12 protein-coding genes are annotated in these 13,758 nt (G+C 68.6%); 4 read left to right on the top strand and 8 right to left on the bottom strand.

What is annotated here, in order from left to right; all coding sequences use genetic code 11:
• Positions 1 to 406: 406 nt before the first annotated feature.
• A complete protein-coding gene (locus AC0CH3_RS16640; protein WP_056017712.1) occupies positions 407 to 1,615 on the bottom strand; it encodes an LL-diaminopimelate aminotransferase in 1,209 nt (402 codons plus the stop codon).
• A 481-nt stretch (positions 1,616 to 2,096) separates the two neighbouring features.
• Here AC0CH3_RS16640 and AC0CH3_RS16635 point away from each other — a divergent pair, with 481 nt between their 5' ends.
• From AC0CH3_RS16635 to clpS, 3 genes are all read left to right on the top strand, one after another.
• Positions 2,097 to 3,863 carry a PHA/PHB synthase family protein gene (locus tag AC0CH3_RS16635; RefSeq protein WP_354301067.1) on the top strand — a complete coding sequence of 589 codons (1,767 nt, stop codon included), beginning with the start codon at positions 2,097 to 2,099 and terminating at the stop codon, positions 3,861 to 3,863.
• 121 nt (positions 3,864 to 3,984) lie between these two features.
• A complete protein-coding gene (locus AC0CH3_RS16630) occupies positions 3,985 to 4,857 on the top strand; it encodes a phasin family protein (RefSeq protein ID WP_465238085.1) in 873 nt (290 codons plus the stop codon).
• 266 nt (positions 4,858 to 5,123) lie between these two features.
• Positions 5,124 to 5,492, top strand: coding sequence for an ATP-dependent Clp protease adapter ClpS (gene clpS, locus AC0CH3_RS16625; RefSeq protein ID WP_354301071.1), 369 nt, complete (start codon positions 5,124 to 5,126; stop codon positions 5,490 to 5,492).
• Between the two features lie 53 nt (positions 5,493 to 5,545).
• Here the strand turns inward: clpS and AC0CH3_RS16620 are convergent, their stop codons facing one another.
• The gene (locus AC0CH3_RS16620) at positions 5,546 to 6,280 is read right to left on the bottom strand and encodes a Crp/Fnr family transcriptional regulator (RefSeq protein ID WP_354301073.1); all 735 of its coding nucleotides are present in this window, start codon (positions 6,278 to 6,280) and stop codon (positions 5,546 to 5,548) included.
• A gap of 326 nt (positions 6,281 to 6,606) precedes the next feature.
• Between AC0CH3_RS16620 and murA the strand changes: the two genes are divergently transcribed.
• On the top strand, positions 6,607 to 7,890 hold the full coding sequence (gene murA, locus AC0CH3_RS16615) for a UDP-N-acetylglucosamine 1-carboxyvinyltransferase (protein ID WP_465238084.1): 1,284 nt from the start codon (positions 6,607 to 6,609) through the stop codon (positions 7,888 to 7,890).
• 282 nt (positions 7,891 to 8,172) lie between these two features.
• Here the strand turns inward: murA and AC0CH3_RS16610 are convergent, their stop codons facing one another.
• The 6 genes from AC0CH3_RS16610 to lgt form a co-directional block, all read right to left on the bottom strand.
• A complete protein-coding gene (locus tag AC0CH3_RS16610) occupies positions 8,173 to 8,691 on the bottom strand; it encodes a phosphoribosyltransferase (RefSeq protein WP_354301077.1) in 519 nt (172 codons plus the stop codon).
• 151 nt (positions 8,692 to 8,842) lie between these two features.
• Entirely contained in the window at positions 8,843 to 10,192 is a 1,350-nt protein-coding gene (locus tag AC0CH3_RS16605; protein WP_056017694.1) for a cystathionine gamma-synthase family protein, read from the bottom strand.
• Between the two features lie 76 nt (positions 10,193 to 10,268).
• On the bottom strand, positions 10,269 to 11,027 hold the full coding sequence (gene pgeF / locus AC0CH3_RS16600; RefSeq protein WP_354301079.1) for a peptidoglycan editing factor PgeF: 759 nt from the start codon (positions 11,025 to 11,027) through the stop codon (positions 10,269 to 10,271).
• A 150-nt stretch (positions 11,028 to 11,177) separates the two neighbouring features.
• Entirely contained in the window at positions 11,178 to 11,687 is a 510-nt protein-coding gene (locus AC0CH3_RS16595; protein ID WP_354301081.1) for a GNAT family N-acetyltransferase, read from the bottom strand.
• Positions 11,684 to 12,736 carry a class I SAM-dependent methyltransferase gene (locus AC0CH3_RS16590; protein WP_465238083.1) on the bottom strand — a complete coding sequence of 351 codons (1,053 nt, stop codon included), beginning with the start codon at positions 12,734 to 12,736 and terminating at the stop codon, positions 11,684 to 11,686. The genes AC0CH3_RS16595 and AC0CH3_RS16590 overlap by 4 nt, the downstream gene beginning before the upstream one ends.
• Positions 12,737 to 12,873: 137 nt before the next feature.
• A complete protein-coding gene (gene lgt, locus AC0CH3_RS16585) occupies positions 12,874 to 13,758 on the bottom strand; it encodes a prolipoprotein diacylglyceryl transferase (RefSeq protein ID WP_457325031.1) in 885 nt (294 codons plus the stop codon).

The raw sequence follows: 13,758 nt of genomic DNA, 5'->3' as shown, positions 1-13,758 counted from the left end.
TTCGTCAGGATGACGGGGTGGGGGTGTCGCTCTCCCCTCGTCATCCCGGGCTTGACCTGGGATCCAGAGTGGCGGGCGGTGGCGCTGCTTGGCTCTGGATCCTGACTTTCGTCAGGATGACGGGGTGGGGGTGTCGTTCTCCCCGCCGTCATCCTGGACTTGATCCAGGATCCAGGGCGGCGGGCGGCGGCGCTGCTTGGCTCTGGATCCTGACTTTCGTCAGGATGACGGGGTGGGGGTGTCGTTCTCCACGTCGTCATCCTGGGCTTGATCCAGGATCCAGGGTGGCGGGGGGTGGTGCTGCTTGGCTCTGGGTCCTGACTTTCGTCAGGATGACGGGGTGGGGGTGTCGCTCTCCCCTCGTCATCCTGGACTTGATCCAGGATCCAGAGCAGCGGGTGGCGGGTCAGCCGGTGCCTTGGGCGGGGGTGTTGACGCCCATGCTCTGGAGATAGCGTTTCACGTTGCGTGCGGCCTGGCGGAGGCGTTGCTCGTTCTCGACCATCGCGATGCGGACATAGCCCTCGCCATTCTCGCCGTAACCGACGCCCGGCGCGACCGCGACGTGCGCGTGCGTGAGGAGCTGCTTGGTGAATTCGAGGCTGCCCAGATGCGCGAGCGCGGGCGGGAGCGGCGCCCAGGCGAACATCGAGGCGCGCGGCGAGGGAATGTCCCAGCCCGCGCGGCCGAAGCTCTCGACGAGCACGTCGCGGCGCTTGTGATAGAGCTCGCGGTTGCGCGCGACGATGTCCTGCGGGCCGTTGAGCGCGGCGCAGGCGGCGGCCTGGATCGGCGTGAACGCGCCGTAGTCGAGATAGCTCTTCACGCGCGTCATTGCCGCGATCAGCGTCTTGTTGCCGACGCCGAACCCCATCCGCCAGCCCGCCATCGAATAGGTCTTGCTGAGCGAGGTGAACTCGATCGCGACGTCCTTGGCGCCGGGCACCTGGAGGATCGAGGGGGTCGGCTTGCCGTCGTAATAGAGCTCGGAATAGGCGAGGTCGGAGATCACCCAGAGCTCGTGCTTCTTGGCGAACGCGACGACGCGTTCGTAGAAGGCGAGGTCGACGACTTCGGCGGTCGGGTTGGAGGGATAGCCCATCACGAGCACGCTCGGGCGCGGCACGGTGAACGCCATCGCGCGCTCGAGGCTTTCGAAATAGGCCTCGTCGGGGGTGGTCGGCACCGCGCGGATCGTCGCGCCGGCGATGATGAAGCCGAAGGTGTGGATCGGATAGGACGGGTTGGGCGCAAGCACGACGTCGCCGGGCGCGGTGATCGCGGTGGCGAGGCTGGCGAGCCCCTCCTTCGAGCCCATCGTGACGACGACCTCGGTCTCGGGATCGACGTCGACGCCGAAGCGGCGGCCGTAGTAATTCGCCTGCGCCTTGCGGAGGCCGGGGATGCCCTTCGACTGCGAATAGCCGTGCGCGCTTGGCTTGCGTGCGACCTCGACGAGCTTTTCGATGACGTGCTCGGGGGGCGGCAGGTCGGGATTGCCCATGCCGAGGTCGATGATGTCCTCGCCGCCCGCGCGCGCCGCCGCCCGCATCGCGTTCACTTCGGCGATGACATAGGGTGGCAGGCGTTTGATGCGGTAGAAGTCTTCGGACATGACGGACCCCAGCTGGAGGAAGCGCCGCTGTACCGTATGCGGCGGGGGCCGTCATCCGCCGCGTGCGTGCGATTTTCCGTCGTCATCGTGACGGTTCTTCGTCGTCATCGTGACAATCCTTCGTCGTCATCCTGACGTTTCTTCGGCGTCATCCTGACGAAGGTCAGGATCCAGAGTTGCAGGGGGTGGTGCTGTTTGGCTCTGGATCCTGACTTTCGTCAGGATGACGGGGTGGGGTGGGGGCGGCTCTCCTCTCCCCGTCATCCCGGGCTTGACCCGGGATCCAGGGTTGCAGGCGGTGGTGCTGCTTGGCTCTGGGTCCTGACTTTCGTCAGGATGACGGTGGGGGTGGGGCGGCTCTCCCCCCCGTCCCGGGCTTGACCTGGGAGGACGGGAGGACGGGAGGACGGGAGGACCGGGTGACGGGGTGCTTTCGCTGGGGGGGGGAGTGGGATAGGCTTGGGAAAAGGAGAGTTTGCCCATGTCCGAGACGCCGCCGGGGATCGCCGCACCGACGCTGGCCGAGCTGCAGCACTGGACCTGGGTGATGGGGCGCGCGCAGCAGATGATGCTCGAGCAGGGGCTCGACGCGATCACGACGCCGCTCGAGGGGATCGTCCCCGAGACGATGGTGGTGCCGGGGTTCAACGATCCGGCGACGCTGGGGCGGGTGCGCGATTTCTGGCGCGACGGCTTTGCCTTCTGGCAGCAGGCGCTCGACCCGTCGGCGCGGAGTGCTGCGCCCGGCGCGGGGGACGGCAAGCCCGCGCCGGGCGACAAGCGGTTCAAGGCGCCGCAGTGGCGCGAGCCCGTGTTCGACCTGATCCGGCGCAGCTACGAGACGATCGGCGATCACATGCTGCGCAGCGTCGACGCGGTCGAGGGGCTCGAGCCCAAGCAGAAGGAGCAGCTGCGCTTTGCGACGCGCGGCTTCGTCGATGCGATGAGCCCGACCAACTTCGCGTTCACCAACCCCGAGGTGATCGAGCGGACGATCGAGACGCGCGGCGAGAACCTGCTGCAGGGGCTGCAGAACATGATGGCGGACATCGGCCGCGGGCAGCTGACTCACACCGCGCAAGGCAGTTTCGAGCTGGGCCGCAACCTCGCCATGACGCCCGGCAAGGTCGTCCACCGCACGCCGCTGTACGAGCTGATCCACTATGCGCCGACCACCGACCAGGTGCAGGCGACGCCGCTGGTGATCTTTCCGCCGTGGATCAACCGGTTCTACATCCTCGACCTCACGCCCGAGAAGAGCTTCATCCGCTGGGCGGTCGAGCAGGGGCTGAGCGTGTTCATGGTGTCGTGGAAATCCGCCGACGCGAGCATGAAGGACGTGGTCTGGGACGATTACGTCGCCGCGCAGATCGACGCGATCGAGACGGTGCGCGGCCTGCTCGACGTGCCCGCGGTGCACACGATCGGCTATTGCGTCGCGGGGACGACGCTCGCCGCGACGCTCGCGGTGCTGAGCGCGCGCGGGCAGGCGGACCGCGTCGCCAGCGCGACGTTCTTCACCGCGCAGGTCGATTTCGCCGATGCGGGCGAGCTGCAGCATTTCGTCGACGACGAGCAGATCGGACTGCTCGCCACGCTGTCGCCCGAGGGGTTTCTCGACGGGCGCTATATGGCGGCGACGTTCAACCTGCTGCGCGGGCGCGACCTGATCTGGAATTATGTCACCAACAATTACCTGCTCGGCAAGGACTATGTCCCGTTCGACCTGCTCCACTGGAACGGCGACACGACCAACCTGCCCGCGAAATGGCACAGCGCGTATCTGACCGACCTGTACCGCGACAATCTGCTCGTGAAGCCCGGCGCGATCAGCGTCGACGGGACGCCCGTCGACCTCGGGCGCGTGACGACGCCGAGCTATGTCCAGGCGGGGCGCGAGGATCATATCGCGCCCGCCGAGAGCGTGTGGAAGCTGACCGGGCTGTTCGCGGGGCCGGTCAAGTTCGTGCTGGCGGGGTCGGGGCATATCGCGGGCGTCGTCAATCCGCCCGCGGCGGGGAAATATCAGTATTGGACGAACCCGGCGGCGGTCGAATCGCTCGCGGACTTCATCGCGGGCGCGGTCGAGACCAAGGGGAGCTGGTGGCCCGACTGGGTCGCATGGCTCGGCGAACAGGCAGGGCCCGAGGGCGCGAAGCGGGTCGCGGCGACGGGCGCGCGGATCCCCGGCGGCGGCGCGCTGGCGGCGCTGGGCGACGCACCGGGGGACTATGTCCGGATGCGATAATTAACCTGTATCAGATTGTGGCCGTTTAACTTTGTACAAATGCTGCACTGCACAAAAAGCTTGCGGCGACGGGTGATTCGGACTATTCTGCAACGCAGCATAATAGTGCGGAGAGTTTGCAATGGCCGAGCCGAAATCCGTGTCGTCGAACGCGCGTACCGCCGCTGGAAAGCGCGGCGCGCGCAAGGTCCGGTCCGCTGCGAGCGATGTCGCTGCGGCGGTCCCGGCACCCGTCGCCCCACCGGCCATACCGGCGGTGCTCGCGCGCAAGGCCGCGCCTGTCGCGCCGCCAGCAGCGCTCGCAGCGAGTCCGGTGTCCAAGACGTCCAGCAGCGTTCCGGCAGCGCCGCCCGCCGCGACGTCAGCGACTGCCCCGCCCGTTGTAACGCCGCCGGCCGCTTCACCGGCACCGGTGGATGTCGCGGCCGCGGTCTCGGCCGAACCCGCGGTTGACGCGCAGCCCGCTGCGCCGCCCGAGCCGGCACCCGTTTTACCTTCGCTACCCGCCGCCCCACTGGCGGTTTCACCAGGAAAGGACGTCACGATGAGCTTCGACACGATCTCTGCCGAGAAGAACCCCGCCGACAAGGCGCAGGCGCTGTTCTCCGACCTGAACGACCGCGCCAAGGGTGCGATGGAAAAGGGCGCCGCGATGTTCGAGGACGTCTCCGCGTTCAACAAGGGCAATATCGAAGCCGTCGTCGAATCGTCGAAGCTCGCCGCCAAGAGCGTCGAGACGCTGGGCCATGACGTCGCGGCCTATGCCAAGACCTCGTTCGAGAGCGCGACCGACGCGATGAAGACGCTCGCCACCGCCAAGTCGCCGACCGAGTTCATGAAGCTGCAGAGCGACTATGCGCGCACCGCGTTCGACACGATGATCGCGGACAGCGCGCGCTCGACCGAAATGATGATGAAGATGATGGGCGAGATCACGCAGCCGATCTCGAACCGCGTCGCGGTCGCGACCAACAAGCTGAAGCTGTCGGCCTGAGCGTCCTGCGCGTCGATGTACGACGCGCGTGACGATGGTGACGGGACCCAGCGGGGCAGGGGGGCGAATCGTCCCCCTGTTTCGTTTTGGGGGCGTAGGCGCGACACGGGCATCGCTTGTTGTGCCGCGCGCGCAGGTCGACCGGTGCGCGTTGCGACGGCGGGACACGGGCATGTCGTCCATGTCGTCAGGGGGGCTTGTCCTTCGCTATCCAACTGCCATATTTTCCGATGATGCTTTCACACCCCAACAGACTGGTTCCGACCATGGCCGAATCCGTGGCTGAAGGGGGCGACGACCGCCCCGACGATACCGATGGCGGGCGTGGTAACGGCGGAGACAGCGGCATCGGTGTCGCGACCAAGACGCGGTCGCGGACCAAGCAGCCGACGCCGTACCGCGTGCTGATGCTCAACGACGATTATACGCCGATGGAATTCGTCGTGCTGTGCCTCCAGCGGTTCTTCCGGATGGACATGGAGGCAGCGACGCGCGTCATGCTGCACGTCCACCAGAAGGGCGTCGGCGTGTGCGGGACGTTCACCTACGAGGTCGCCGAGACCAAGGTCAGCCAGGTGATGGATTTCGCGCAGCAGAACCAGCACCCGCTGCAGTGCACGCTCGAAAAGGCATGACCCGGCTCCGGTGGAGCGTCAGGCCCTGCCGACCCGACAAATGACCGGATGGCCTAGCGTGCGGCGGGCAGCCATCTGAGGTCGAGACCGTCGAACCGGTTGATGTAGTTCGCCTCGCGCGCGAGTGCGCTTTCGTCGGTGAAGGTCATCCGGCCCTGACCGCGTGCGATCATGCCGTCCTCCTCGAGCTGGCGCAGCATCCGGTTGACGTGCACCGCGGTCAGCCCGGTCGCGTCGCCGATCTCCTCCTGCGTCAGCGGCTGGATGAAGCTGGTAGCGCTCGCCTGCTGCGTGTGGCGGACGCGGTTGCGGATCTCGAGCAGCAGCGCGGCGACGCGCGCCTTCGCCGAGGTCCGGCCGAGCGCCGCGAGCCGGTCGGTGAGCGCGACCTTCTCCATCTGGTTGATCACCATGATCACCGCGGCCAGTCGCGGATGCTCGATCAGCAAGGTCGCCATCAGCGTGCGGTCGAACGGGCAGACGGTGACGTCGGTCATCGCGACGATCGTCTCGGGGGAGTCGCGATAGACCAGGGCCGACACCGCGAGCATGTCGCCGGGAAAGAGGAAGCGCAGGATCTGGCGGCTGCCGTCGTCGAGCAGGACATAGCTCATCGCCATGCCGCGCTGGAGGATGAAGAGTTCGGACATCGGGTCGTGCTCGCGGAGCAGGATCGTGTCGCGACGCAGGTCGCGGGAACGCTCCTCGAGGCGCACCAGGGCCGCCGTTTCGCTCGCCGTCAGGTCAATAAGATCGCCGAAACGTTCGGCGAAGCAGCTATGCGGCACTCGGCAAGGTCCCCCGTTCCAGAGGAAGACCAGAGCAAACACTTGGTTTTCGTGCATTAAAGTCGATCAAGCCGCCTGCCTGGCCGTGCCACGTTAGCGGTAGCAGCCGCAGGAACGCGCATGTATTCCTTACAAGGCGGGCGGGGCCTCGGGTCTGCGGCGGATGCGGTCGCGTGTGAGCACGGTAGCGGGCCGCTCGCGGCGGCTCGTGCGGCGGCCCCCGCTGCGGCCTGCGCGGCGACTTTGCCCCGCGCGTGCCCCGCCACGTCGTATCGCCGGACGACGGGTGGCTTGCGCGGATCGTGCGGGTCGATAGACAGCCGGACATGGACCGTATTCTCATCCGCGGCGGCAATCGCCTGACCGGGCGCCTGCCCATCTCCGGCGCGAAGAACGCCGCGCTCACGCTGATGCCGTGCGCGCTGCTGACCGACGAGCCGCTGACGCTGCGCAACCTGCCGCGGCTCGCCGATGTCGACGGGTTCGGGCATCTGCTCAACCAGCTCGGCGCGTCGACCGCGATCGAGGGGACGCGCCCCGACGAGTTCGGCCGCGTGATGACGATCCGCGCCGGGAAACTGACCTCGACCGAGGCGCCGTACGACATCGTGCGCAAGATGCGCGCGTCGATCCTCGTGCTCGGGCCGCTGCTCGGGCGCAGCGGCGAGGCGACGGTGTCGCTGCCCGGCGGCTGCGCGATCGGCAACCGGCCGATCGACCTGCACCTGCGCGCGCTCGAGGCGATCGGCGCCGAGCTCGAAATGGCGGCGGGCTATGTGAAGGCGACCGCGCCCGGCGGACGGCTGACGGGCGGGCGGTATCGCTTCCCGATCGTGTCGGTCGGCGCGACCGAGAATGTCGTGATGGCGGCGGTGCTCGCGAAGGGATCGTCGCGAATCGAGAATGCGGCGCGCGAGCCCGAGATCGTCGACCTGTGCAACTGCCTCGTCGCGATGGGCGCGCGGATCAGCGGGATCGGGACCGAGACGCTCGAGATCGAGGGCGTCGACCGGCTGCACGGCGCGACCTACAAGGTGATGCCCGACCGGATCGAGGCGGGCAGCTATGCCTGTGCGGCGGCGATCACCGGCGGCGACCTCGAGCTGGTCGGGGTGAGCCAGGCGGACATGGGCGCGACGCTCGACGCGCTGGTCGAGGCGGGCGTGACCGTGACGCCGACGCGCGACGGCGTCCGCATCGCCGCGACCGGACCGCTCCAGCCGCTGACGCTGTCGACCGCGCCCTATCCCGGCTTTGCGACCGACATGCAGGCGCAGTTCATGGCGATGCTGTGCAAGGCCGACGGCGCGAGCGTGCTGACCGAGACGATCTTCGAGAACCGCTACATGCACGTGCCCGAGCTGGCGCGGATGGGCGCGGACATCCAGGTGCGCGGGCGCACCGCGGTGGTGCGCGGCGTCGACAAGCTGGTGGGCGCGCCGGTGATGGCGACCGACCTGCGCGCGTCGATGAGCCTGATCTTGGCGGGGCTCGCGGCGGACGGGGAGACGTCGGTCGGGCGGGTCTACCATCTCGACCGGGGGTATGAGCGGCTCGAGGAGAAACTGAGCGCGGTCGGTGCGGATATCGAGCGGGCGAGTGATGGGTGAGGCTCTTTCCTCCGTCATCCTGACGAACGTTGGGACCCAGAGCCACGGCGTGCGGCGCTCGTAACCCTGGATCCTGACTTTCGTCAGGATGACGGGGTGGTGGGGGCGTGGCGGCTTGCCGCTTCCGGGCTGCGGGTGGCCGACGCTCGTGTTTTTCGCGCCTGCCCTGCCTGACCCCTCCTCCGTCATCCTGACGAAAGTCGGGATCCAGAGCCGTGAAGCGCGACGCTTGTGACCTTGGGTCCTGACTTTCGTCAGGATGACGAGAAGGGGTGCTGGGCGTCAGGCGATGCGGTCGGGGACTTCGGCGGCGTCGTGTTCGATCGTGGCGGTGGGGGCGACGGCTTCCCAGGGGAAGACGAACCAGTCCTTGGTGTCGCGGCGGTCGATCGTGCGCGCGGTGTAGTCGATGCGCTCGGCGGAGCTGAGATTGTCGATCAACGTCGCGAAGCGGATCGCGCCGGGGGTCGCACCCGCGGCGGCGAGCGCGGTGCGCAGATGGGTGATCGTGCGGCCGGAATCGTTGATGTCGTCGAGGAAGAGCAGGCGTTCGCCCGACTGGGTGCGCGCGGCGAGCTTGACGAGCGGCTGGTCGGCGAAATCCTCGACCTGGCTCGAATAGTCGACCGAGAGCGTCGGGAGGCCGATCGCGTGACTGAGGAACACCGCGGGGACGAGACCGCCGCGGCCGATGCCGATGATGAAATCGGGAGTCCAGTCGGCGTCCGCGCGCAGCTGGGCGGCGAGGACGTGGATCGCGGCGACGAAGTCGTCCTGCGGGATGGGGGTGAAGATCGGCATCCGTTGCGCTTTAACGGGTGGGGGGCGCTGGGGCCAGCCGGTGTTCGGGTTCGGGTTCGGAGGGGGCGGCGCTGCTGGGCTCTGGGTCCTGACTTTCGTCAGGATGACGGGAAGGGGGGGGCGCCCTCTTTGTTAGCGGGCGCCCGGTTGGTCAGATCGCTTCGAGGGCTTGCGTGAAGTCGGCGATCAGGTCGTCGGCATCCTCGACGCCGATCGAGATGCGCACCAGGTTGTCGGTGATGCCGAGCGCCTGCTTGCGTGCGTCGGGGACCGAGAGGTGCGTCATGCCGGCGGGGTGGCTGGCGAGCGTTTCGGTGCCGCCGAGCGAGACCGCGAGTTTCGCGATCTTGAGCGCGTCGAGGAAGGCGAAGCTCTCGCGCTCGCCGCCTTTCAGGTAGAGCGAGAAGGTCGAGCCGCCGCCGGTGCAGTGGCGGCGATAGATGTCGGCCTGACGCTCGGCGCCGGGTTCGTCGGCGAGGAAGCCGAGATAGCCGACGCGCTCGACCTTGGGGTGATGCCGCAGATAGGCGCAGACCTTGGCGGCGTTCTCGCCCGCGCGGCTCATGCGGAGCTCGAGCGTCTCGAGACTGCGCAGCAGCATCCATGCGGTGTTGGGATCGGTGATCGTGCCGATCGTGTTGCGCATCGTCCGGATCGTGTTGATGTGCGCCTTGGTGCCGAGCACGCCGCCCGCGACGAGATCCGAATGGCCGCCGACATATTTGGTCAGCGAATAGACGACGATGTCCGCACCGTGCTTGAGCGGCTGGAACCAGAGCGGTCCGAGGAAGGTGTTGTCGATCGCGATCGGCGGCTTTTCGTCACCGAAGATCGCGTCGCGGCTGGCGGCGACCGCCTCGACATCGACCAGCGCGTTGGTCGGGTTGGCGGGGCTTTCGAGATAGATGAGCGCGACATTGCCGGTCGCGGCCTCGGTCATCACCGCGTCGATCTCCTCGCGCGTGGCGCCCGCGGGGAAGTCGAGCCACTTGACCCCGAACTTGCCGAGCACGCGGCCGATCAGCGTCTCGGTCGCGGCATAAAGCGGCCCCGAATGGACGATCGTGTCGCCGGGCTTGACCATCGCGAGGAAGAGCGTGGCGATCGCGGACATGCCGGACGAGAAGGCGAGCGCGTCCTCCGCCTCTTCCCAGACGCCGAGGCGATCCTCGAGGATCTCCTGGTTGGGGCCGTTGAAGCGCGAATAGACGAGGCCCTCGGCACCGCCCGGACGCTTGCCGGTGACGCCCTCGAAATGGCGCTTGCCCGCGGCGGCGTTGGGGAAGACGAAGGTCGAGGTGAGGAAGATCGGGGGCTTGAGCGACCCTTCGGACAGCGACGGGTCGTAACCATGGCCCATCATCAGCGTCGAGGGCTTCAGCTTGCGGCCGCCGATTTCCTCGACGTGCGGCTTGGGGGCGACGCGCGCGGCGACACCGGTCAGGTCGGCTTCGGTGCCGGCGGCAGTCGCGGCGGGGATTTCACTGGGCGTATCGGACATTCTTAGCTCCTGCGTGGCCCGTCTGGTGCGGGCCGATGCGGCGAGCCTAGCGATGCGCAGCCGGTTTGGGGAGGCGTCAGAGGCCGATGATACTGATCTGGCGACCATAAGTGGGTTCGCCGCGATGGGTCGCACGGCGATAGCTGAAGAAGGCGTCGTCTTCGGTGTAGGTGTCGCGGCCGAGCGCCTCGACCCGGTCGACCCCCGCGGCGGCGAGGCGATTGACGACATAGGCCTCGAGATCGAACTGGTAATGGTCGGTGCGGGCATCCGCGAAGAAGCGTTCGTTCTCGGGATCGGCCTCGCAGAAGCGGCGGAGGAAGCCGGTGTCGACCTCATAGCTGGCGCGCGCGATGCACGGGCCGACCGCGGCGACGATCCGGTCGCGGCGCGCGCCGATCGCCTCCATCGCGAGCAGGGTCGCGTCGGTGACGCCGCCGAGTGCGCCCTGCCAGCCGGCATGCGCGGCGCCGACGATCCCCGCCTCGCTGTCGGCGAACAGGACGGGCGCGCAGTCCGCGGTGAGGATGCCGAGCGCGAGCCCGGGGCGGTCGGTGACGAGCGCGTCGGCGCGCGGGCGGACGGCGTCGTCGACGGGGGCGGTGATCGTCACCGCCTCGGCGGAGTGGATCTGGTAGAGGCCGATAAGCTGTGCGCCGGGGAGGACGGCGTCGGTCGCGCGGCGGCGGTTCTCGGCGATCGCTGCGGGGGAATCGTCGGAGCCGGTGCCGGTGTTGAGGCTGGCGTAAGCGCCGGTCGAGATGCCGCCGGTGCGGGTGAGGAAGCCGTGGGGGATCGCGCCGAGCGATTTTGCGCGGATGGGGGTGGGGGTCATACGCGTGAGTCCTGTCTGTCGTCGAGCACCACCCCGGCGAAGGCCGGGGCCCAATTGGGGGACGGGTGTAACGGGGGGCGGTGCTTCATTAGCTGGGACGTTCCACTTGGGCCCCGGCCTTCGCCGGGGTGGGGTTCGGCAAGTGGCGCGTCACAGCGCCAGGCGCATGATGCGGTCGTCGTCGGCTTTTTCACCGACCATGAAGACGTAGCGGCCGATCTCGGTGAAGCCGTAGCGCTGGTAGAAGCGGTGCGCGCGGTGGTTGTCGACATAGACGCTGAGGATCATCTCGGTCCGCGCCTCGGCGCGCGCGGTGGCGAGCGCCCAGTCCATCAGCGCGGGGCCGACGCCGGCGCCGTGCTGGTCGGCGCGGACATAGAGCTGGTAGAGCTCGACCGCGGTGGCGGGCCAGTCGCCGGGGAAGGCGACGGGGCCGGTCTTGGCGAACCCGACGATCGCGCCCTCGTCGAGCGCAACGTGGATGCGGAAGCCGGGGGCGCCGATCTGTGCGGGGAGCCCCAGCGGACCGAACGCCTGGTCGAGGAAGGCGGCGAGATCCTGCAGACGGTAGAGCGGGCCGAACGTCTCGGTGAACGACGCGCGCGCCATCGCGGCGAGCGCGGGGCCGTCGGCGGGGACCGCGTCGCGGTAGGTGATCATGCGAAGGCGGCCGGGTTGGGCCAGCCGGGCGACGTGATCGCGAGCGCTTTGAACAGCGTCCCCATGTCGTCCATCAGCCGGCGGCGGTCGGCGGCGAGCGCCTCGGCGCGGTCGGGGGTGGCCCTGGCGAGCGCGGAGGTGCGCGGGTCGATGCCGAGACCGCCGAGCAGGTCGCGCTGTGCGACGGGGCCCCAGGCGACCGCGCCCTCGGCCTGCGCGGCGGCGGCGAGCGTGGTGAAATCGACATGCGCGGTGAGGTCGTGCTCGCCCGGTGCCTCGAACGGATTGGCATAGGCGTGCGCGCGGACCGCCTGGAGCGTGTCGCCGATCGCGGGGCCTTCATAACCGTAGTCGACCGCGAGCAACGCGCCGCCCTGCGCGACGAGGCGTTTGGCGAGCGCGCGGACGATGCCGACCGCGGCGGGGGCGGTCTCGAGGATCGATCCGGCGGGCGCGTCGCGGAAGGGCTCGGGGATGACGGCGTCGGGAAGCGGCTTGCCCGCGATCGGGAGGAACAGCAGGTCCTGCGCGGCGACGAGGCGTTCGTGCCAGGCGTCCTCGCGTTTGAGCAACTGGCGGATCGGCAGCGCGTCGAAGAATTCGTTCGCGACGACGATCAGCGGGCGATCGGTCGGGAGCGTGTCGATCGCGTCGTGCCAAATCGCGGCGGGGACGCGCTCGGCCTGCGCGGTGCGGAGCGCGGGGCTGGTCTCGACGAAATGCACGGGGGGCGTCAGGCCGGCCTTCGCCATGGCGCGCAGGGCATCGGCGGCGAGCGTGCCGCGGCCGGGGCCGAGCTCGACCCAGGCGATGTCGGGGCGGCCGGCGCGGTCCCAGAGGTCTGCGCACCACAGGCCGAGGAGTTCGCCGAACATCTGGCTGATCTCGGGCGCGGTGGTGAAGTCGCCTGCGGTGCCGAGCGGGTCGCGGGTCGCGTAATAATGCGCGTTGGCGGCGGCCATGTACTGCGCGACGGGGACGGGCCCCGCGAGCGTGATCGCGCGGGCGAGGCGTTCGGGGAGCGCGGTGTCGGGGGTGGTGTCAGCCATCATGTACTTTTCTACCTCCCCGGCGGAGGCCGGGGCCCAATCGGGGGACGGTGATGACGGGGGCAGTGCGCCCGTCACCTGGGCCTTCCCAATTGGGCCCCGGCCTTCGCCGGGGTGGGGTGAGGGTGGGGAGTCCGTTACGCGACGCTCTGCGTGCCGGCGATCGGTTCGACGCGGACGCGACGTTTGGCGGCGGTGAGGATCAGGAAGAGGCCGCCGAGGATCATCGGGACGCAGAGCCACTGGCCCATGTGGAGCCCGGTCTTCTCGGCGAAGGCGCGCAGCTGCGAATCGGGTTCGCGGAAGAATTCGACGGTGAAGCGCGCGACGCCGTAGCCGAGCACGAACAGCCCGACGAGCTTGCCCGGATCATAGCGCGCCTTGGTCTTCCAGAACGCGAACCAGAGGAGGGCGAACAGCGCGAGGCCTTCGAGCCCCGCCTCGTAGAGCTGGCTCGGGTGGCGGGCGGGCTCGACCATGCCGAAGGGGACGGTGCGCGCGAAGACGATGCCCCAGGCGACGTCGGTCGGCTTGCCCCAGAGCTCGCCGTTGACGAAGTTGGCGAGCCGCCCGAAGAACAGCCCGAACGGCACGCAGCAGGCGATATAGTCGTGGACGCGCAGCCAGTTGAGCTGGTGCTTGCGCGCGAACAGGATCAGCCCGAGCGACACGCCGATCACGCCGCCGTGGAACGACATCCCGCCGTCCCAGAGCCGGAGGATGCGCAGCGGCTGGAGGATCATCTCGGGCGCGTAGAAGATCACATAACCGAGCCGTCCGCCGAGGATGATGCCGAGCGTCGCGTAGAAGACGAGGTCGTCGGCGTGACGCCTAGCCATCGGTGCGCCGGGCTGTGCGAGGAGTTTCAGCAGATACCACCAGCCGAGCAGGATCCCGCCGATATAGGCGAGGCTGTACCAGCGCAGCGTGAAGAAGCCGATCGAGAAGACGTCGGGGTGGAGCCCCAGGTCCTCGAAGCGGATATGGCTGCCGGCGGCAGCCGTAATGGTTGGCAAGATCAA

Source organism: Sphingomonas sp. AC449, assembly GCF_979253475.1.
Note: the sequence above shows the minus strand (reverse complement) of the source record. Positions and strands in the feature narration are given on the sequence as shown.